At 72.6% G+C, this 20,463-nt stretch carries 17 protein-coding genes; 11 read left to right on the forward strand and 6 right to left on the reverse strand.

Annotated features, from left to right (window positions below):
• Positions 1–2,037 (reverse strand): flotillin family protein, encoded by a 2,037-nt coding sequence (locus tag ACFU3E_RS30305; RefSeq protein WP_384165222.1) that lies wholly within the window; start codon positions 2,035–2,037, stop codon positions 1–3.
• Positions 2,038–2,110: 73 nt separating this feature from the next.
• Positions 2,111–2,527: a hypothetical protein gene (locus tag ACFU3E_RS30310; RefSeq protein ID WP_384165225.1), complete on the reverse strand. Its 417-nt coding sequence runs from the start codon at positions 2,525–2,527 to the stop codon at positions 2,111–2,113.
• A 245-nt stretch (positions 2,528–2,772) separates the two neighbouring features.
• Between ACFU3E_RS30310 and ACFU3E_RS30315 the strand changes: the two genes are divergently transcribed.
• The 3 genes from ACFU3E_RS30315 to ACFU3E_RS30325 all read left to right on the forward strand — a co-directional run bounded on the left by ACFU3E_RS30315 (position 2,773) and on the right by ACFU3E_RS30325 (position 6,003).
• A complete protein-coding gene (locus ACFU3E_RS30315; protein WP_384165227.1) occupies positions 2,773–3,831 on the forward strand; it encodes a PucR family transcriptional regulator in 1,059 nt (352 codons plus the stop codon).
• A gap of 217 nt (positions 3,832–4,048) precedes the next feature.
• Entirely contained in the window at positions 4,049–4,618 is a 570-nt protein-coding gene (locus ACFU3E_RS30320; protein WP_384165230.1) for a cysteine hydrolase family protein, read from the forward strand.
• A gap of 383 nt (positions 4,619–5,001) precedes the next feature.
• Positions 5,002–6,003, forward strand: a complete 1,002-nt coding sequence (locus tag ACFU3E_RS30325) for an NAD-dependent epimerase/dehydratase family protein (RefSeq protein ID WP_384165233.1) — start codon at positions 5,002–5,004, stop codon at positions 6,001–6,003.
• A 54-nt stretch (positions 6,004–6,057) separates the two neighbouring features.
• On the opposite strand, the gene ACFU3E_RS30330 is transcribed toward ACFU3E_RS30325, so the two are convergent.
• Both ACFU3E_RS30330 and ACFU3E_RS30335 read right to left on the reverse strand, forming a co-directional pair.
• Positions 6,058–7,170: a sensor histidine kinase gene (locus ACFU3E_RS30330; RefSeq protein ID WP_384165236.1), complete on the reverse strand. Its 1,113-nt coding sequence runs from the start codon at positions 7,168–7,170 to the stop codon at positions 6,058–6,060.
• Complete coding sequence (locus ACFU3E_RS30335) at positions 7,167–7,898, reverse strand: response regulator transcription factor (protein ID WP_384165239.1); 732 nt, start codon at positions 7,896–7,898, stop codon at positions 7,167–7,169. Before ACFU3E_RS30335 ends, ACFU3E_RS30330 begins: the two co-directional genes overlap by 4 nt.
• A 122-nt stretch (positions 7,899–8,020) precedes the next feature.
• Here ACFU3E_RS30335 and ACFU3E_RS30340 point away from each other — a divergent pair, with 122 nt between their 5' ends.
• Genes ACFU3E_RS30340 through ACFU3E_RS30350 form a run of 3 tightly spaced genes read left to right on the forward strand, consistent with a single transcriptional unit; the run spans position 8,021 to position 10,112 of the window.
• Positions 8,021–8,716, forward strand: coding sequence for a glycosyltransferase family 2 protein (locus ACFU3E_RS30340; protein WP_384165242.1), 696 nt, complete (start codon positions 8,021–8,023; stop codon positions 8,714–8,716).
• Positions 8,713–9,366, forward strand: a complete 654-nt coding sequence (locus tag ACFU3E_RS30345; protein WP_384165245.1) for a DUF2064 domain-containing protein — start codon at positions 8,713–8,715, stop codon at positions 9,364–9,366. The genes ACFU3E_RS30340 and ACFU3E_RS30345 overlap by 4 nt, the downstream gene beginning before the upstream one ends.
• Positions 9,363–10,112 carry a class I SAM-dependent methyltransferase gene (locus tag ACFU3E_RS30350; protein ID WP_384165248.1) on the forward strand — a complete coding sequence of 250 codons (750 nt, stop codon included), beginning with the start codon at positions 9,363–9,365 and terminating at the stop codon, positions 10,110–10,112. The genes ACFU3E_RS30345 and ACFU3E_RS30350 overlap by 4 nt, the downstream gene beginning before the upstream one ends.
• Positions 10,113–10,425: 313 nt before the next feature.
• Here ACFU3E_RS30350 and ACFU3E_RS30355 read toward each other — a convergent pair whose 3' ends face one another.
• The gene (locus ACFU3E_RS30355; RefSeq protein WP_384165251.1) at positions 10,426–11,667 is read right to left on the reverse strand and encodes a molybdopterin-dependent oxidoreductase; all 1,242 of its coding nucleotides are present in this window, start codon (positions 11,665–11,667) and stop codon (positions 10,426–10,428) included.
• A 116-nt stretch (positions 11,668–11,783) separates the two neighbouring features.
• Between ACFU3E_RS30355 and ACFU3E_RS30360 the strand changes: the two genes are divergently transcribed.
• Positions 11,784–13,157: a hypothetical protein gene (locus ACFU3E_RS30360; protein WP_384165269.1), complete on the forward strand. Its 1,374-nt coding sequence runs from the start codon at positions 11,784–11,786 to the stop codon at positions 13,155–13,157.
• A 6-nt stretch (positions 13,158–13,163) separates the two neighbouring features.
• Here the strand turns inward: ACFU3E_RS30360 and ACFU3E_RS30365 are convergent, their stop codons facing one another.
• Complete coding sequence (locus tag ACFU3E_RS30365) at positions 13,164–13,658, reverse strand: ATP-binding protein (protein ID WP_384165254.1); 495 nt, start codon at positions 13,656–13,658, stop codon at positions 13,164–13,166.
• 232 nt (positions 13,659–13,890) lie between these two features.
• Here ACFU3E_RS30365 and ACFU3E_RS30370 point away from each other — a divergent pair, with 232 nt between their 5' ends.
• The 4 genes from ACFU3E_RS30370 to argG all read left to right on the forward strand — a co-directional run bounded on the left by ACFU3E_RS30370 (position 13,891) and on the right by argG (position 20,412).
• Positions 13,891–15,699 carry a methylmalonyl-CoA mutase family protein gene (locus ACFU3E_RS30370; RefSeq protein ID WP_384165257.1) on the forward strand — a complete coding sequence of 603 codons (1,809 nt, stop codon included), beginning with the start codon at positions 13,891–13,893 and terminating at the stop codon, positions 15,697–15,699.
• On the forward strand, positions 15,699–17,891 hold the full coding sequence (scpA, locus tag ACFU3E_RS30375; RefSeq protein ID WP_384165260.1) for a methylmalonyl-CoA mutase: 2,193 nt from the start codon (positions 15,699–15,701) through the stop codon (positions 17,889–17,891). Before ACFU3E_RS30370 ends, scpA begins: the two co-directional genes overlap by 1 nt.
• Positions 17,888–18,883 carry a methylmalonyl Co-A mutase-associated GTPase MeaB gene (gene meaB / locus ACFU3E_RS30380; protein ID WP_384165263.1) on the forward strand — a complete coding sequence of 332 codons (996 nt, stop codon included), beginning with the start codon at positions 17,888–17,890 and terminating at the stop codon, positions 18,881–18,883. Before scpA ends, meaB begins: the two co-directional genes overlap by 4 nt.
• A 74-nt stretch (positions 18,884–18,957) precedes the next feature.
• On the forward strand, positions 18,958–20,412 hold the full coding sequence (argG, locus tag ACFU3E_RS30385) for an argininosuccinate synthase (protein ID WP_384165266.1): 1,455 nt from the start codon (positions 18,958–18,960) through the stop codon (positions 20,410–20,412).
• Positions 20,413–20,463: the final 51 nt, after the last annotated feature.

The raw sequence follows: 20,463 nt of genomic DNA on the forward strand, positions 1-20,463 counted from the left end.
TCAGGCGTGGGCGGCACTGCCGTTGAGGGCGGTGAGCGGCTTGTCCGCCAGGCCCAGCTCGCCGGCCCGGTCGAGCAGCTGCTGGAGCTGCCCCGAGTCGGCCCCGCCGGTCTTCATCAGCTTCATCAGCAGGGCCGAGACGGTCAGGTTCTGCACGTCGGCCGTGGAGAGCGAGCCGAGCATGCGGCTCAGGTCGTCGGTGAAGCTGGAGGTTCCGTCCAGCCAGGGCCCGGCCAGCGCCTGCGCGGTCGCGGAGTGCTGGACGAAACCGTCGACGCCCTTGCCGAGCGCGATGGAGGACATCAGCCGGTCGAAGAAGACCGACTCGCCGCCGACGATGTTGATGTCGGCGCTCTCCAGCCCGGTGGCGAGCACCGTCGCCTGTGCCTCGGCGACCTGCCGCTGGACGTCGAGCCCGGCGAGGCGGATCTCCTTGTCCGCCTCGACGCGCAGCCGGTACTCCTCGTGGCCGCGGGAGGCGTCGTCGAGCGCGGCCATGGCGGAGGCCTTCTGGGTCAGGCCCTCCGCCTCGGCCTTGAGCTTCTCGCCGATGGCCGCCGCCTCCGCGAGCGCCCGGGCCTGTGCGCCTTCCGCTTCGGCCCGCAGCCGGGCCTCGGTGGCGGCGGCCTCCGCACGGCCGGCCTTCTCGATGACGTCCGCCTCCTTGTCGCGGACCTGGACGGCGGCGAGCCCCTCCGCGGCGGCCTCGGCCTGGATGCCCTCGGCGAGCCGGAGCTTGGCCTGCGCGTCGAGGTCGGCCGTCTTCAGCCGCGCCTCGGCCAGCGTCAGTTCCTCGGAGGCGCGGTGTGTGGCGGCTTGCTCGGCGGCCTCCGCCGCCTTGATGTCCTTGACCAGCTTCTCCTGCGCCTCCGCCTCGGCCGCGATGATCACGGCCTGCCGCTGCCGCTCCGCCTCCTCCACGGCCCGCAGCTTCTTGATGGACTCCTCCTGCTCGGCGACCGTGCGGTCCACGGCGACCCGCTCGCGGATGACCTCGGCGATGTCCCGCTTCTCCGCCTCGACCTCCTTCTCTGCGGAGATCCGGGTCAGCTGCGTCTCCCGTTCCCGTGCGATGACTTCGAGGAGCCGGTCCTTCTCGATGCGCTCGCTCTCGACGGCGATGACCCGCTCACGGTTCTTCGCGGCGACGGCGATCTCACGGGCCTGGTTCTCGCGCTGCACGCCGAGCTTCTCCTCGGTGGCCAGGAAGGCCGCCTGTGCCCGCAGCCTCTCCTCCTCCACCACCCGCGCCGTCTCGGCCTCTTCCCGGGCCCGTACGGTCGCGATCTCCCGCTGCTGCTTGATCTCCGCGTCCGTCTGCCGGCGTTCCAGTTCCAGGATGGCCTCGCGGGCGTCGACGTTCTGCTTTGTGATCTCCTTCTCCTCCGTGCGCTGCGCCTCGTTGGTGCGCACGTGCTCCACGGCCGTCAACTCGGTGATCTTGCGGATGCCCTGGGCGTCGAGGACGTTGGCCGGGTCGAGCTGGGAGACCGGCGTCTGCTCCAGGTAGTCGATCGCCGCGTCCTCCAGGTGATAGCCGTTGAGGTCGACGCCGATGACCTCGATGATCCGGTACCGCAGCTCCTCGCGCTTGGTGTACAGGTCGGTGAAGTCCAGTTGCTTGCCCACGGTCTTCAGCGCCTCGGAGAACTTCGCGTGGAACAGCTCCTGCAGCGTGTCCCGGTCGCTCGCCCGTGTGGTGCCGACGGCCTGCGCGACCTTGATGACGTCCTGGACGGTCTTGTTGACCTTCACGAAGAACGTGATCCGGATGTCGGCGCGGATGTTGTCGCGGCAGATCAGGCCGTCCTTGCCGGTGCGCGTGATCTCGATGGCCTTCACCGAGATGTCCATCACCTCGGCCTTGTGCAGCACGGGCAGGACGACCTGCCCGGTGAAGGTCACGTCGACCTTCCGCAGCTTGGAGACGATCAGCGCCTTGCCCTGCTCCACCTTGCGGAACAGCCGGGAGACGACGAGGAGGGTGAACAGGGAGACGGCGACGAGCACGCCGACGCCCAGGAGGATGGCATTCATGGCATACGTCCTTGAGGCGTGAAGAAGTTGACGCGTGAAGAGGAGGGCCGGCGAGGGCCGATGACTCCACCGCTCAGACGGCGTGGTCCAGGTGGTCACGTGCCCCGCCGCGATCGGGCGGCCCGGGTTCATCGGGGCAGAGGCGGTGCAGAGGGCGTACGAACAGGCGGGTCAGTCGCCATGCGGCGAGCAGCGCGGCGGCCGGCAGGGCCATGCGCAGCAGCCCGGTGGCGGGTGACGGTGGCGCGTACACGGTCAGCAGGAGGATGCCCCCGACGCTCAGCAACCAGGCCGCGACCGCCAGCAGGGAGACGGCGACCGCCACGGGGACGCCCCCCAGGCCCCAGGCGCCGAGGTCCGCGTCCGCATCGAAGCTTCCGGCCGAGGTGAGGCCCACGGCGACGAGGCCCCAGAAGCACATCGCGACGACGACGGCGGTGGTCAGGAGGATCGTGGGCGGGCCGGTGGCGACCGACAGCAACGTCCGCATGCCGTACCCCCTCTTCCGTCCGCACCGTCCGTGCACCCGCTCGGCGTCGCACCGCTCGCTCAGGGTCCTGGTGCCGGACACCTGCCGGTGTCCGGCACCGGAACTCCCCGTAGTGCTCCCCGCAACCCATGCTGCACTGCCCGTGCACGCCCGCGCATTGCCGGTTCCCGGCAGCATTGGCTAGGGTCTGTATGCCGGTCAGCCGCTGAGAGACCGTCAGCGGCGCGTCAAGAAGCGGGGGCGATGTGGTGGAGCGGGAGATTCCCGATCAGTATCTGGACGGCTATGCCCAGATCCTGGCCGAGGCCTCGGCCACCGGCCGCCGCCTCACGCGGGCGGAACTCGTCTCTCGCCGGACCCTCGGGGAACAGGCGGCCGACGCCGGCCACGGACTGCGCACCCTGATCAGCGCCCACCTGACCGCCACCCGCGCGGCCTGGCCGGCCGACCCCTCGTCGGCCGACGGCGTCCTGGCCGCGGTCCAGCAGGCCATCGACGCCTTCGCCGAAGGCTTCGAGCGCGCGCAGCGCCAGGCCGTGCGCCAGGAAGAGGCGGCACGCCGCGAGTTCATCGATGACCTCCTCTACGGCCGCAGCGACCTCGGACGCCTCGCGGAACGCGCGGAGCGCTTCGGTCTGCGTCTCTCGCACGCCCATGCCGTCGCCGTGGCCGAGGGTCCGGCCGCCTACGAGGAGGGCGATCCTGTTCCGCGCCAGGTGGAACGCGCCCTCATCTCGCGCTTCGGCGACCGCAGCATCCTGCTCACCACCAAGGACGGCCGGCTGCTGTGCGTCGCCCCCGGTCACCAGGACGAGGTCCTCACCCACTTCGCGAAGCAGGCCCATGCCGCCACCGACGGCGGCCGGGTGGCCATCGGCCGCCCGCAGTCCGGCCCCGGCGGGGTCGTCCACTCCTACGAGGAGGCACTCAACGCCCTGGAGCTCGCCGAGCGCCTGGAGCTGGAGGACCCGGTGCTGCGAGCCGCCGACCTGCTTGTCTATCCCGTCCTGACCCGGGACCGTCTGGCCATGGCCGAGCTCGTCCGCGAGGCCCTCGGCCCGCTCACCTCGGCCCGCGGTGGCGCCCTGCCGCTTCTGGAGACCCTGACCGTGTACTTCGACTCCGGCTGCGTGGCGGCCGAGGCGGCCCGCCGCCTCAGCCTCAGCGTGCGCGCGCTGACCTACCGGCTGGAGCGCATCCACAAGCTCACCGGCGCCAACCCGGCCGATCCGGCCCACCGGTACATGCTCCAGACCGCGGTGATCGGCGCACGGCTGCTGGACTGGCCGGCGCAGGAGCTCTGAGGTGACCGGACCCGCATGCTGACGAGCCCCCGGGAGCGCGGGCCCTCGACGACGCCCGACCTGGTTGTTAGGCCCATCGCGCCCCCGGGTACTCAGCAGGGCATTCCCGGAAATCGCACCACACGCTCCACTCGGGAGATTTCGATGCTCCGACTTCCTCCGCGACGACATCCCGCCGCACCCCACGCGTGACAGCACCGGAGGGACGGTGGAGGGAATGGAACGAGGTGCAGACCCGACGCGGTCGGCTCTGATCGTGATCGACATGATCAACACCTACGAGCACGAGGACGCCGAGCTCCTCGTGCCGTCCGTCGAGCCGGTCGTGCCCGTGCTGACGGAGCTGCTCGACCGGGCCCGGGAGGCGGACGCTCCCGTGATCTACGTGAACGACAACTTCGGGCGGTGGCGCTCGCACCACGGAGAGCTGCTGGACGCGGCCCTGTCCCAGCGGCACGCCCGCCTGATCGAGCCGATCCGGCCCGACGAGCAGTCGCTCTTCGTGGTGAAGGCGCGCCACTCGGTGTTCTTCGAGACGCCCCTGTCCTACCTCCTGTGGAGCCTGGGCGTCGGGCACGTGGTCCTGACCGGCCAGGTGACCGAGCAGTGCGTCCTCTACTCCGCCCTGGACGCGCACATCCGCCACCTGGAGGTCACGGTGCCGAGGGACGCCGTCGCCTCCATCCACCCCCACCTGGCGTCCGCGGCCCTGGAAATGATGGAACGCAACATGGGCGCGCGGATCATCACGGCGAAGGAGACCGACTTCACGCGCCGTGAGACCTGAGGCTTCCTTGCATGAGCCGGCTGCCGCGGGTGCTCGAACGCGACCGGTCTCGTCGCCGTCGAGCCCCACCCGTACGACCGGCGGATACGCACCGTGCGGCCGAGCGAGGCCGGGGGTCGGAGCGTGCTCTGCCCGACGAGCGCAGCGACGCACTCGCCACCTCGCTCCTCGCCCCGCTCGACGCCCGGCAGCGGGAGCGCAGAGGGCGGTCAGGTCGTCGAAGCGGGGGGGCCGCGTCAGGTGCGGAGGGGGCTGTCATGGGGGCAGCGTCTCGCGTCGGGTCCGGTTTGTTGCGGTTCGGCACACCCGTGCCCGCCTTACGGAGTCATGACGTACGGCCGCGTTCCCGTGGGGCGGCGCCGGTGGGCGCCTAGCGTGGCCGTATGCGCGTACTGGTCACCGGCGGTGCCGGGTTCATCGGGTCCCATGTGGTCGCCGCCCTGCGGGAGCGGGGGCACGAGGCGATCGTGTTCGACATGCGGAAGGATCCCGCGTCCGACGTGCGGGATCCCGCGGCGGTGGGCCACGCCCTGGCCGGCGTGGACGCCGTGTGCCACCAGGCCGCGATGGTCGGGCTCGGCAACGGGGTCGCCGACGCGGCGGACTACGTCGCGCACAACGACCTGGGGACGGCCGTGCTGCTCGCCGCCATGGCGGAGGCGGGTGTACGGCGGCTCGTGCTGGCCGGGTCGATGGTGGTCTACGGGGAGGGGCGGTACGGGTGCCCCCGGCACGGGGTCGTGCGGCCCGGGCCGCGTGCCGTCACCGACCTCGACGCCGGCCGGTTCGAGCCGCCGTGTCCGGTGTGCGGGGCGGATCTCGTCCCCGATCTGGTCGGCGAGGACGCCCCGGCCGATCCACGGAACGTGTACGCGACGACCAAGCTGGCCCAGGAGCACCTGTCCGCCGCCTGGGCCCGCTGCACCGGGGGGTCGGCGGTGTCGCTGCGCTACCACAACGTGTACGGGCCGGGCATGCCCCGCGACACCCCCTACGCCGGTGTCGCCTCCTTCTTCCGCTCGGCGCTCGCCCGGGGCGAGGCCCCGCGGGTGTTCGAGGACGGGCGGCAGCGCAGGGACTTCGTGCACGTACGGGACGTGGCCGAGGCCAATGCGGTGGCGCTGGAGGCGGCGGCCGCACCGGGTGTGCTCACGGCGTACAACACCGGCAGCGGCGACCCGCACACCGTCGGGGAGATGGCCCGTGCGCTGGCCGCCGCGTACGGCGGGCCCGAGCCCGTCGTCACCGGCGAGTACCGGCTCGGGGACGTCCGGCACATCACCGCTGACTCCGCGCGGCTGCGGGACGGGCTGGGCTGGAAGCCGGCAGTCGGGTTCCAGGAGGGCATGACGGAGTTCGCGCGAGCCGGGATGCGGGACGCGTAGGAGCTGTCCCGCCCCCTGGGGGCCGCTCGCGAAAGACCGGTGGTGCTGCCCGTGTTACGAAGCGGCGGCGGGCAGCACCACCTCGAAACGGCAGCCGCCGGGGATGTTCCGTACGGTGGCCCGGCCCTGGTGCGCCTCCACGATCCCCCGGACGATGGCGAGGCCGAGACCCGCGCCGGCCGGGGGCGTCCGGGCGTGCGTGCCGCGCCAGCCGGTGTCGAAGACGCGCGGCAGGTCCTCGGCCGGGATGCCGCCGCAGCCGTCCGTCACCGACAGCACCACGCCCTCGGTGGAGCGTTCCGCGGTGACGGCGACCGTGCCGTCGGCCGGGGTCCGGCGGATGGCGTTGACCAGCAGGTTGCCCAGCACCCGGCTCATCTCCTTGCCGTCCACCTCCACCGGCACCGGCTCGATACGGCCGCCCACCAGCCGCACCCCGTGCTCCCGGGCGAGCGGGTCGGCTCCCGCCAGCGCGTCGCCGACCAGGTCGTACAGCGAGATCCGGCTGGGCGCGAGGGCGAGCGCGCCGGCGTGGATGCGGGAGAGCTCGAAGAGGTCGCCGACCATGTCGTTGAGGCGCTCGACCTCGGTACGGATCTGCCTCAGATAGCGGCCGGGGTCGGCGGCGACACCGTCCTCCAGGGCCTCCGACATGGCGCGCAGACCGGCCAGCGGGGTGCGCAGGTCGTGTGAGATCCAGGCGACGAGTTCACGCCGGGAGGTCTCCAACGCGCGTTCCCGCTCCCGGGATTCGGCGAGTCTGGCGCTGGTGGCGGCCAGTTCGCGGCTCAGGTGGTCCAGTTCGGCGGTCGTCGGGCCGAGGGGGGCGGAGAAACTTCCGCCGTCGCCGAAGGAGCGTGCGGCCACGGCGAGTTCGCGGCTGCGGGCGACGACCCAGCGGCCCAGCAGCAGCGCGGTGGCCAGGGAGACGACGGCAGCCATGGCGACGACGGTCGTGACGACGGTCAGGTCGTGCGGCGACAGGAACATCGCCCAGGCGACGGCGAGCGTGCCCGCGAGCATCGCGACGACGCCGACCGTCGCGACCACGGCGATCGAGGCGGTGAGCGAGCGGCGCCGGATCAGGCGCAGCGCGGCGGCTCCGGCCAGGCCGGTGGCCGCGGCACCCGCGAAGGCGTACAGGGCGATGAGGAGGGTGTCGTTCACGATCCGGCGTCCTCTCCCGTGGGTTCGAAGCGGTAGCCCACGCCCCACACGGTCTGGATCAGCCGGGGCCGGGCCGGGTCGTCCTCGACCTTGCCGCGCAGGCGGCGGACGTGGACCGTGACGGTCGACAGGTCACCGAAGTCCCATCCCCACACCTCGCGCATCAGGTCCTCGCGTCCGAAGGCCCGCCCCGGGTGCCGCAGGAAGAAGGACAGCAGGTCGAACTCGCGGAGGGTGAGGGCGAGTTCGGTGCCGTTCTTGGTGGCCCGGCGGGCTGCCGGGTCGACGGTCAGACCGGCCGCACCCAGCCGGTGCCCGGGGACGGCCGGCCGGCTGCGGCGCAGCACCGACTCCACGCGCAGCACCAGCTCGCGGGGGCTGAAGGGCTTGGTGACGTAGTCGTCGGCGCCGACCTCCAGGCCCAGGATGCGGTCGTCCTCGTCGCCCCGGGCGGTGAGCATGATGACGGGCACGGGGCCGTGGCCGCGGATCCGGCGGCACACCTCCAGACCGTCCATGCCGGGCAGCATCAGGTCGAGCACGACCAGGTCCGGCCGGCGCGCGGCGGCGCGGGTGAGGGCGGTCGGGCCGTCGTCGGCGCGGTCGACGGCGTAACCGGCGCGGTCCAGGTATCCGGCGACGACCTCGGCGACGGTCGGATCGTCGTCGACGACCAGGATCCTGGGAGGCCCGTCCGCGGTCCTTGGGGGCTCGTACGGCTGCTGCATGCCTCCAGCCTGGCACCGCGCCGCCACCGCCGGGGACCCGGGCACCACTCCGGCCTCCGACGTCCGCGTTTCGTAAGGAGCGATAGCCCGGTATGCCCGGTTCGCGTTCGTAGGGTGAGACCGTGACGACGACACCTTCGGACGTCGACGTGGTGCTGCCCTGCCTGAACGAGGCCGAGGCCCTTCCCTGGGTGCTCGAACGGATTCCGCCGGGCTGGCGCGCACTCGTCGTCGACAACGGTTCCACTGATGGCTCGGCTCAAGTCGCCCGCGCATGGGGCGCGACCGTGGTGCACGAGCCGCGACGGGGCTTCGGCGCGGCCTGCCACGCCGGGCTGACCGCTGCCACCGCCGACGTGGTGTGCTTCTGCGACTGCGACGCCTCCCTCGACCCGGGGCTCCTGGTCCCCTTCGTGCGCGAGGTGCGCGACGGCACCGCCGACCTGGTGCTCGGACGGCGGCGTCCGCAGGGACGAGGCGCCTGGCCGCCGCACGCCCGGGCCGGCAATCTCGCGCTCGCGCGGATGCTGCGCCGTCGCACCGGGCTGCGCCTGCACGACCTCGGCCCCCTGCGTGCCGCCCGCCGGGAGCCGCTGCTCGACCTCGGCCTCAGCGACCGGCGCAGCGGCTATCCGCTCCAGATGGTCGTCCGGGCCGCCGACGCGGGGTGGCGGATCGCCGAGCACGACGTGCCGTACCTGCCGCGCACCGGGGCCTCGAAGGTGACGGGCACATGGCGCGGTACCTGGCAGGCCGTCCGGGACATGAACCGCGTGCTGGCCGAAACACCCGCGCACGAAGGAGGAACCCTCCGTTGACCACGCTCCTCGTCATCGCCAAGGAGCCGCGACCGGGCCGGGTGAAGACGCGGCTCACGCCGCCGTTCACGCCCGGGCAGGCGGCCCGACTGGCCGAAGCCGCCCTCGCGGACACGCTGCACGCCGTGGCCGCCACGCCCGCCACCCGGCGTGTCCTCGTGCTCGACGGTGCCCCCGGCCCCTGGCTGCCGCCCGGTTTCGACGTCGTGGCGCAGTGCGCGGGCGGTCTGGACGAGCGGCTGGCGGAGGCCTTCGCGCACTGCGCCGGCCCGGCCCTGCTCATCGGCATGGACACCCCGCAGGTGACCCCGGAGCTGCTCACCGTGGACTTCGCCGACTGCGATGCCTGGTTCGGCCCGGCGGAGGACGGTGGCTTCTGGGCCCTCGGCTTGGCATGTCCGGACCCGGCCCTGTTGCGGGGTGTACCCATGTCGACGCCGGAGACGGGTGCCGTGCAGCGGGAGCGGCTGGTCGCCGCGGGACTGCGCGTGCGCGACCTGCCGCGGCTGCGGGACGTCGACACCGCCGCCGACGCCCACGCGGTCGCCGCGCTCGCCCCGCGAGGGCGCTTCGCGGCGCGGCTGGCCCGGTTCCCGGCGGCCGGGGAGCCTGTCACCGGACCGGCCTCGCGCCCGGTCGGCCCCCGGTGAGCGCCCCGCCGGCCACCGCCCTGGCCTGGGCCGCAGCCGACCCCTACGACGCCGCCCTGCGCGCCGGCCGCGGCCCCCTGTTCCTGCGGCGTACCGACGGCTGGCTGCTGCCGCTGGAGGTGGAGCGCTGGTGCGCCCGGGCCGACCCGGTCGACCGGGACGTACTGGACCGCTGTGAGGGGGCCGTGCTGGACGTGGGGTGCGGTCCGGGGCGGCTGGTGGCGGAGCTCGCCGCCCGTGGGCGGGCCACCCTCGGGATCGACGTCAGCGAGGCCGCGGTGGAGCACACCGTCCGGCTCGGGGGCCAGGCGCTGCGGCGGTCGGTCTTCGAGCAGCTGCCCGGCGAGGGCCGCTGGGACACCGTTCTGCTCATGGACGGCAACATCGGCATCGGCGGCGACCCGCGTGCCCTGCTGGAGCGGGTCGCCGGGCTCCTGCGCCCCGGTGGTCTGCTGATCGCCGAGACCGCCCCCACGGACGTCGACGAGCGGGTGCGTGTCCGCATCACCGACGCCCACGCCACCACCGGCGACCCCTTCCCCTGGGCCCGGCTCGGCACCCGGGCGCTGCTCGGGTACGCCCGGGACTGGGAGCAGGCCGGTCAGTGGGCGGACGGCGGACGGCGCTTCGCCGCCCTGCGCAGCCGCAGCGCCAGCAGCAGCGCCGAACCTCCGAACAGGGCCGCGGTGATCAGCAGCCAGCGCGTGAGGAACACCTCCGGCGGCAGGCCGGTGCCGGACCGGTAGCGCTCCTCCACCATGCCGCTGATCAGCGGGAACCACACGAGGAGCAGCAGCCCGGAGAGGGCGGCCGGTACGCGCGCGTACATCGTCCACTCCCGGCGGCGGACCGCGCCGAGCCCCCGTACCAGCGCCCGGTCCGCCGCCGCGTACAGCGGCAGCAGCACGAGGTCGTGCAGCAGTGCCGCGCCCACGACCCACAGCGCCACGCCGAGCCAGTCGCCGGCGAGCAGGCGCACCCCCGCGTAGGCCGCGAGGGCGAACGAGCACGCCAGCAGCAGAAGTTGCAGAGGGCTGCCGAGGGCGAAACGTCCTCGCATCACAGGTCTCCGAACGTCATCCGGGCCACCCACTTGGTGTTCAGCACACCGGGCGCCGCGGGCACGATGATCCGCGCCGGGTGGCCGTGGTCGGGGGACAGCTCCTCGCCGTTGACGTACAGGGCGAGCAGGGAACGCGGGTCGGCCACCTGGTTGGCGCGCAGGGCGGCCTTGCGGAAGGCTCCGCGTCGCTGGAGGGACTCGACGAAGACGTCCGGTGGATCGTCCTCGTACCCCACGAGGGCCGCGAGGTCGCGCAGCCTCACCCCGCGCCACCACTGGTCCGGCGTGGACCACCCCTCCACGCAGGCGATCGGCAACGCCGCGCTGTACAGGGGAAGCCCGGCGAGCTGGGCGCGGCTGAGCCGGACCGTTCCCGAACGCCCCGTCACGACGAGCCGCCAGGCGTCCTCGGAGGCTTCCGCCGCGTCGATCCCGGCGTACGCGGCGGTCTTGTTGATCTGGAAGCCGTTCGGGCCGCTGCCGGGTTCCGCCCCGCCGTGCGGGGCGAGGAGTGCGGTGCGGCGCAGCGGGCCGCCGAAGTTCTGCCCCACGGTCGTGGCGAACAGCAGCAGCGAGCCGCCCCCGACGAACCACAGGGCGCCGCGCCGGGAGACGGTCGGCTCGGCGGGACGCGGGGACACCAGGTCGTTCCTCTCCTCCCGCAGCTTCCGCAGATTGCGCAGTGCCGTGGGCCCCTTCAGCAGCGCGTGGGCCACGAAGGCGGCGAAGAACACCCAGGCCCCGTAGAAGTGCAGGGGGTAGAACGAGCCCGGGAAGACGTAGTCGAGCTGGACGTTGAGGACGCCGGTCACGAACTCGAACAGCCCGCCGCCGACCAGCAGCAGCAGCGAGATCCGCTCCAGGGCGTGCGCGAGGGAGCGGGCCGGCGGCAGGGCGAACAGCCTCGGCACGACGGACCACAGCTTGGCGAGCAGGACGGGGATCAGGGTGATGCCGAGGGTGACGTGGACGCCCTGGTTCAGCCGGTACAGCCAGTGCGGGTTCGTCGGCCAGGCGAACAGGTAGAAACCGAGGATCCCCTTGTCCGGGGTCTTGTCGTTGACCGGCGACAGGTCCGGGTTGTAGGCGGCGTACGAGACCAGCCCCGTCACGAACAGCACCGTGATGCCGACGAGCAGGACGAGGCCCAGCACCGAGGTGAACCGGGGGCCGCGCAGGGGACTGCGCCAGAAGCCGGGGGACGTGGGAAGCCGCGGATCGCGTGGGTCGTCTCGCATGAGCCGACGGTAGGCCTCAAGCACCCCGCGACAGGGTGCGCGACCCATGACGAAACGCTGACATCGGGCCCGGTCGGCGGCCCGCGGCCGCCCGCGCGGCCTAGCGTGCCGGTGTGATCCGCACCCTGCCCTCCCCCGAACGGACCCGCGAGTCCGAGCCCACCGGCCGTCTGCGCCGCGATCTGTACGCCGCCGGGGTGGCCGCGCTGCTCGTGGCGGTGTCCGTACCGGTCGGCCGCCACATCCAGGACACCAGCCGGACGCTGTTCGTCGACTGGCCCCCGCTGCTGGCGTCCTGGGGGCCGCACGTGGGCCCCGGCACTCCGGCAGCCGTCCTGGTCGCGGTCGCCACCGTCGCCCACGGTCCCGCGCTGGCGGCCCGTCTCCCCTGGCATGCCCTGCTCCCGGCCGCCTGGAGCACGGCCATGGCGTGGATCTTCTCCCTCGCCCTGGTCGACGGCTGGCACCGGGGCATCGCCCGCAAGCTCACCACCCGCTACGAGTACCTGCAGGTCATCGACCGCTTCCACGACATCCCGGCAGCGTTGCAGGGCTTCACCCAGCACATCCTGCTCGACTCCCCCGACAACTGGCCCGCCCACATCGCCGGGCACCCGCCCGCCGCAACCCTCACCTTCGTGCTGCTCGACCGGATCGGGCTGCGGGGCGGGGGCTGGGCCGGGATGTGGTGCATCACCGTCGGGGCGACCGCCTGCGTGGCCGTGCTGGTCACGATCCGCGCCCTGGCCGGCGAGGCACTCGCCCGCCGCGCGGCCCCCTTCCTGGTCCTGGCCCCGGCGGCCGTGTGGATGGGCACCTCGGCGGACGCGTACTTCGCGGCGGTGGCGGCGTGGGCGGTGGCGCTGCTGGCGCTGGCGGTCACCCGGAAGTCCCTGGGGTGGGCGGGAGCGTCCGGGCTGCTGTTCGGCCTGACCTGCTACCTGTCGTACGGCCTCACGCTCGTCGCGCTGATCGCGGCGGCGGTGCTGGTGCTCGGCCACCAGGGGATCCGGGAGCGCCCGGCCCTGCTGGCACCGCTGCTCGCCGGGCTGGCCGTGGTCCCCACGGTGTTCACGCTCGCGGGCTTCGACTGGTGGGAGGCCTACCACCTGCTGGTCACGCGCTACGGCCAGGGCGCGGGCGGCATCCGCCCGTACGGCTACTGGGTGTGGGCCAACCTGGCCTGCGCGGTGCTCATCACGGGACTGGCGACGGCGGCGGGACTGCGGCGGGCAGGGGCCCTGCTGGTGCGGCGGCGCGCCGCGCCCCGAGCCGGCGTCCGCCTCGCGTTCCTCGTGTCGGCGGCGCTCCTCGCCCTGCTGGTCGCCGACCTGTCCGGCATGAGCAAGGCGGAGACGGAACGCATCTGGCTCCCCTTCGCCCTGTGGCTGCTCCCGGCATGCGCGTTCCTCACCCGCCCTCGCGCCTGGCTCACCGCCCAGGCGCTGCTCGCCCTGCTCCTCAACCATCTGCTGCTCACCGGGTGGTGAGCGCTGTCAGGCGGCGGGACCGGCTCCGGGCACGGCGTCGGTGTTCTCGTCCGGGGCCGGGCGCAGGTGGGCGGTGATCTGCTTGCCGGTGCCGAGGGACGCGACGGTGACTTCGCTGCTGACCGTGTGCACCACGTGCATGCCGTGGCCGCCGAAGCGCCGCCCGTCGCGCTCTCTGACCACCGGCTTCTCGGAGGAGGTGTCCCACACGGTGATGGCCAGTCCGTCGCCGGACAGCCTCAGGATCATCCCGCAGGGGCCGGGAGCGTGCCGGATCGCGTTGGTGACCAGTTCGCTGACGACCAGTTCGGCATCGATCGCCAGCGGGGCCGGCACGGGTGTGCGGCCGGTGCACGGTACGTGCGCCAGGAACGCGCGCAGGGCCCGGCGCGCCTCGACAGCGCAGGCTGCGCTCTCAGCCCAGACCGTGCCGCAGTGCAGCGTGGCCTGCTCGTCCGCGCCCGGCTCATCTTCCGCCTGCTTCATAAGCGGGATGACCATATGGGACTCTTTCGTTGTTGTTCGTGTTGCTCAGTGGCTTTCGGTCGGTCGTCTACCCCGGCACGGAGCGCGCATACTGCCCGCGACCCGTCGTTGTGATGTGCTCCGCGCCGCCGGCCCGGGCGGCGATCCCGGCCGAACGGGCGGGAGAGCGAGGTCACAGCCAGGGCGAGGGCAAGGTCACAGCCGCTCCCTCTGCTGCTCGTTCGTGTCCGTGACCTAGCATCCGAGCATGACGGTCCTGCCTGACGACGGGCTTGAGCTGGCCGGCGAGTTCCCTGACGTGCCCCATGAGCAGTGGCAGCGCCTTGTGGCGGGTGTACTGCGCAAATCGGGCAAGGACGTCGAGGGGGCCGAGGCCGAGGAAGCCCTGTCCACCGCGCTGGAGGACGGGTTGCGCACCCGCCCTCTCTACACCGCCCACGACTCCGCGCCCGAGCCGGGTTTCCCCGGTTTCGCCCCCTTTGTGCGCGGCGGCCGCGCCGAGGGAAGCACGGTCGGAGGCTGGGACGTACGGCAACGGCACACGGTGGCCGACCGTGACGCGGTACTCGGGGACCTGGAGAACGGCGTCACCTCCCTCTGGCTGACGGTGGGGGAAGGCGGCATCGCGGTGCCGGACCTCGGCCGGGTCCTCGACGGCGTGTACCTCGATCTGGCACCCGTCGTCCTCGACGCGGGACGCGACGCCGAGCCCGCCGCGCGGGAGCTGCTGCGGATCCACGAGGAGCGGGGGGTCGCCCGGGAGGCGGCGCGCGGGAATCTCGGCGCGGACCCGCTCGGACACGAGGCCCGCACCGGACAGCGGTGCGATGCCGCGCCGGCGGCGGAGCTCGCGCGACGGTGCGCCGGGGAGTACCCGGGGCTGCGGGCACTGACCGTGGACGCGCTGCCGTACCACGAGGCCGGTGGTTCGGCCGCCCAGGAGCTGGGCTGCTCGCTGGCCACCGGGGTGGCGTACCTGCGGGAGCTGACCGGGGCCGGACTGGACGTCGAACAGGCCTGTGCGCAAATGGAGTTCCGGTACGCGGCGACCGCCGACCAGTTCCTCACGATCGCCAAGCTGCGGGCCGCGCGCCGGCTGTGGGCCCGGGTGGCCGAGGTCTGCGGGGCGCCGCGCGCGGGGGCGCAACTCCAGCACGTCGTCACCTCGCCGGTGATGATGACCCGCCGCGACCCGTGGGTGAACATGCTGCGGTCGACGATCGCCACGCTGGCCGCCGGCGCGGGCGGGGCCGACGCGGTCACCGTGCTGCCCTTCGACCATGCCCTCGGCCTGCCGGACGCGTTCGCGCGCCGGATCGCCCGCAACACCTCCACGATCCTCATCGAGGAGTCGCACCTGTCCCGGGTCATCGACCCGGCGGGCGGCTCCTGGTACGTGGAGCGGCTCACCGACGAACTCGCCCACGCGGGCTGGGAGTTCTTCCAGCGGATCGAGCGGCTCGGCGGCATGGCCGCCGCCCTGCGGTCGGGAGACGTCGAGCGGGACCTCGCCGCGACCTGGCAGGCCCGCACGGCCAGGCTGGCCAAGCGGCGCGAACCCGTCACCGGTGTCAGCGAGTTCCCGTTCCTCGCGGAGAAGCCGGTCGTCCGCGCCGACGCACCCCGGCCGCGCTCCGGCGGGCTGCCGCGTGTCCGCCGTGACGAGGCGTACGAGGCGCTGCGCGCCCGCTCCGACGCCCATCTCGCCGCGACCGGCTCCCGGCCCCGGATCTACCTCGCCGCACTCGGCCCGGCCGCCGCGCACACCGCCCGTCTCACCTTCGCCTCGAACCTCTTCCAGGCCGGCGGCATCGAGCCGGTCACGGAGGGCACCTTCGAGGAGAGCGGCGCGACGGAGGCCGTGCTGTGCTCCAGCGACGCGCTGTACGCGGAGCAGGCCGAGGCCACCGTCCGGACCCTGAAGGCCGCCGGTGCACGGCAGGTGTTCCTCGCGGGCCGTCCCGGGGAGTACCCGGGTGTCGACGCGTACGTCTTCGCGGGCTGCGACGCCGTGGCCGTGCTGTCCGCGACCCTCGACCGCATGGGAGTGTCCTGATGTCCGCCCCTTCCGGCCCGCCGGTTCCCGACTTCTCCGGGATCGAGCTGGGCACCCCTGCCCCCGACGGCGGCGCCGACGAGTGGCGTACGGCGGTCAAGAACGCGTCCGGCGGAGACGACCTGCTCTGGGAGACCCCGGAGGGCATCGCCGTCAAGCCGCTCTACACCGGCCGTGACCTGGAAGGCCTGGACTTCCTGGACACCTACCCGGGCGCGGCGCCGTATCTGCGCGGCCCGTACCCGACGATGTACGTCAACCAGCCCTGGACCATCCGCCAGTACGCCGGCTTCTCGACGGCCGAGGAGTCCAACGCCTTCTACCGGCGCAACCTCGCGGCCGGCCAGAAGGGTCTGTCGGTCGCCTTCGACCTGCCCACGCACCGCGGCTACGACAGCGACCACCCGCGCGTGACCGGCGACGTCGGCATGGCGGGCGTGGCGATCGACTCGATCTACGACATGCGGCAGTTGTTCGACGGCATCCCGCTGGACAGGATGACCGTGTCGATGACGATGAACGGTGCCGTGCTGCCGGTGCTGGCGCTGTACATCGTCGCCGCCGAGGAACAGGGCGTGCCGCCCGAGAAGCTGGCCGGGACCATCCAGAACGACATCCTCAAGGAGTTCATGGTCCGCAACACCTACATCTATCCGCCGAAGCCGTCGATGCGGATCATCTCCGACATCTTCGCCTTCACCTCGCAGCGGATGCCCCGCTACAACTCCATCTCCATCTCGGGCTACCACATCCAGGAGGCGGGTGCGACAGCCGACCTGGAACTGGCGTACACGCTCGCGGACGGCGTGGAGTACATCCGGGCGGGCCGTGAAGCGGGCCTGGACGTGGACGCGTTCGCACCGCGGCTGTCGTTCTTCTGGGCGATCGGCATGAACTTCTTCATGGAGGTCGCCAAGCTGCGGGCGGCGCGCCTGCTGTGGGCGAAGCTGGTGAGGCAGTTCGACCCGCAGAACGCCAAGTCCCTGTCCCTGCGCACCCATTCGCAGACCTCGGGCTGGTCGCTGACCGCGCAGGACGTGTTCAACAACGTGACGCGCACCTGCGTGGAGGCCATGGCGGCGACGCAGGGGCACACGCAGTCGCTGCACACCAACGCCCTCGACGAGGCGCTCGCGCTGCCCACCGACTTCTCGGCGCGCATCGCCCGCAACACGCAGCTGCTGCTCCAGCAGGAGTCCGGCACGACCCGCGTGATCGACCCGTGGGGCGGCAGCGCGTACGTGGAGAAGCTGACGTACGACCTGGCCCGGCGGGCCTGGCAGCACATCGAGGAGGTCGAGGCCGCGGGCGGCATGGCCAAGGCCATCGACGCGGGTATCCCCAAGCTGCGCATCGAAGAGGCCGCGGCCCGCACGCAGGCCCGGATCGACTCGGGCCGTCAGCCGGTCATCGGCGTCAACAAGTACCGGGTGGAGACCGACGAGCAGATCGACGTCCTGAAGGTCGACAACTCGTCGGTGCGGACGCAGCAGATCGAGAAGCTGCGGCGGCTGCGCGCGGAGCGGGACGAGCGGGCCTGCCAGGACGCGCTGGACGCGCTGACCCGGGCCGCCGGCGGCGAGGGCAACCTGCTGGAGCTGGCGGTGCACGCGGCCCGCGCGAAGGCCACCGTGGGTGAGATCTCCGACGCCCTGGAGAAGGTGTACGGCCGGCACTCGAGCCAGATCCGTACGATCTCCGGTGTGTACCGCAACGAAGCAGGCGAGTCCCCGTCCGTGGACCGCACCCGCGCGCTGGTGGACGCCTTCGACGAGGCCGAGGGCCGCCGCCCGCGCATCCTGGTCGCGAAGATGGGCCAGGACGGCCACGACCGCGGCCAGAAGGTGATCGCCACCGCCTTCGCCGACCTCGGCTTCGACGTGGACGTCGGCCCACTGTTCCAGACGCCCGCCGAGGTGGCCCGGCAGGCCGTCGAGGCGGACGTGCACATCGTCGGCGTCTCCTCGCTGGCGGCCGGCCACCTCACCCTCGTCCCGGCGCTGCGCGAGGCGCTGGCCGAGGAGGGGCGCGAGGACATCATGGTCGTGGTCGGCGGGGTGATCCCGCCGCAGGACGTGCCGACGCTGCTTCAGATGGGCGCGGCGGCCGTCTTCCCGCCCGGGACGGTGATCCCGGACGCGGCGTACGACCTGGTCAAGCGACTGTCGGACGGCCTCGGGCACGAGCTGTGATCGATGTCGACGCGTATGTGAAGGGCGTGCTCGACGGGAAACGGGCGATCATCGCGCGCGCCATCACGCTCGTCGAGTCGACCCGGCCGCAGCACCGGGCGCCGGCCCAGGAGCTGCTGACCGCGTTGCTGCCGCACAGCGGCCGGGCCCGGCGGATCGGCGTCAGCGGAGTGCCCGGCGTGGGCAAGTCGACGTTCATCGACGCGTTCGGCACGCTGCTGACCTCACTCGGGCACCGGGTGGCGGTGCTGGCCGTCGACCCGTCCTCCAGCCGTACGGGCGGTTCGATCCTGGGTGACAAGACCCGGATGGAGCGCCTGGCGGTGGACCCGGCTGCGTTCGTGCGCCCCTCCCCCACCGCGGGCACCCTGGGCGGGGTCGCGAAGGCCACCCGCGAGTCGATCGTGGTGATGGAGGCGGCCGGCTACGACGTGATCCTGGTGGAGACGGTCGGCGTCGGCCAGTCCGAGACGGCCGTCGCGAACATGGTCGACTCCTTTCTGCTGCTCACCCTGGCCCGCACGGGCGACCAGCTCCAGGGCATCAAGAAGGGCGTCCTGGAGCTGGCCGACGTGATCGCCGTCAACAAGGCGGACGGACCGCACGAGCGCGATGCCCGTGCCGCCGCGCGGGAACTGTCGGGCGCACTGCGGCTGATGCACGGCAAGGACGCGTTCTGGACCCCGCCGGTGCTGCACTGCAGTGCCCGCGAGTCGACCGGCCTGGACACGGTGTGGGAGCGCCTCGAACAGCACCGCTCCCTGCTGGACTCCACCGGCCGCCTCACCGCCAAGCGCCGCGACCAGCAGGTCGACTGGACCTGGACCATGGTCCGCGACGAACTCCTGGGCCGGCTGCAGGCCGACCCGGCGGTTCGGGCCCTGGCGCCCGCGCTGGAGCAGCGGGTCCGGGCGGGCGAGCTCACCCCGACGCTGGCCGCCGAGCGGATCCTCGGCGCGCTCGGCAGCGGCTCCGAGGCGGCGGATTCCTGAACCGGAGGGCAACCGGAACGGCGATTTCGCATACCCGGCTTGCATGACTATGCAAAGTGATACATACTCTTTCTATGTCCAAGGTCCTCACCTCCCTGCCCGCCGGCGAGCGCGTCGGCATCGCCTTCTCGGGCGGTCTCGACACCTCCGTCGCGGTCGCGTGGATGCGCGACAAGGGCGCCGTCCCCTGCACCTACACCGCCGACATCGGCCAGTACGACGAGCCCGACATCGCCTCGGTGCCCGGCCGTGCCAAGACGTACGGGGCCGAGATCGCGCGTCTGGTCGACTGCCGTGCCGCGCTGGTCGAGGAGGGCCTGGCCGCACTGACCTGCGGCGCGTTCCACATCCGTTCGGGCGGGCGCGCGTACTTCAACACCACCCCGCTCGGCCGTGCCGTCACCGGCACGCTCCTGGTCCGGGCGATGCTCGAGGACGACGTCCAGATCTGGGGCGACGGCTCGACCTTCAAGGGCAACGACATCGAGCGGTTCTACCGCTACGGTCTGCTCGCCAACCCGCACCTCAGGATCTACAAGCCCTGGCTGGACGCGGCCTTCGTGACCGAGCTCGGCGGCCGCAAGGAAATGTCGGAGTGGCTGCTGGCCCACGGTCTGCCCTACCGCGACAGCACGGAGAAGGCGTACTCCACGGACGCCAACATCTGGGGCGCCACGCACGAGGCCAAGACCCTGGAGCACCTGGACACGGGCGTCGAGACCGTCGAGCCGATCATGGGCGTCCGGTTCTGGGACCCGACGGTCGAGATCGCCGCCGAGGACGTGACGATCGGCTTCGCCGAGGGCCGCCCGGTGTCGATCAACGGCAAGGAGTTCCCCACCGCCGTCGACCTGGTCATGGAGGCCAACGCCATCGGCGGCCGGCACGGCCTGGGCATGTCGGACCAGATCGAGAACCGGATCATCGAGGCCAAGAGCCGCGGCATCTACGAGGCCCCGGGCATGGCCCTGCTGCACGCCGCCTACGAGCGGCTGGTCAACGCGATCCACAACGAGGACACCCTCGCCCAGTACCACACCGAGGGCCGTCGCCTCGGCCGGCTGATGTACGAGGGCCGCTGGCTGGACCCGCAGGCGCTGATGATCCGAGAGTCGCTGCAGCGCTGGGTCGGCGCCGCCGTCACCGGCGAGGTGACGCTGCGGCTGCGGCGCGGTGAGGACTACTCGGTCCTCGACACCACGGGCCCGGCGTTCAGCTACCACCCGGACAAGCTGTCCATGGAGCGCACCGAGGACTCCGCGTTCGGCCCGGTGGACCGGATCGGCCAGCTCACCATGCGCAACCTCGACATCGCCGATTCCCGCGCCAAGCTGGAGCAGTACGCCGGCATGGGTCTGATCGGCACCGGCAGCCCCACCATCGGCGCCTCCCAGGCCGCCGCGACCGGGCTGATCGGCACGATGCCGGAGCTGCCGCAGGGCGGCGCCCAGGCCATCGCCTCCCGGGGCGAGGTCTCGGAGGAGGACGCGTGGCTGGACCGCGCCGCGATGGAGTCCGGCACGGACTGACCACCCGGCGGCAGTACCACGAAAGGCCGGATCGACATCGTCGATCCGGCC

The organism is Streptomyces sp. NPDC057424 (genome assembly GCF_042803315.1).
In the GTDB taxonomy this organism is placed as follows: Bacteria; Actinomycetota; Actinomycetes; order Streptomycetales; family Streptomycetaceae; genus Streptomyces.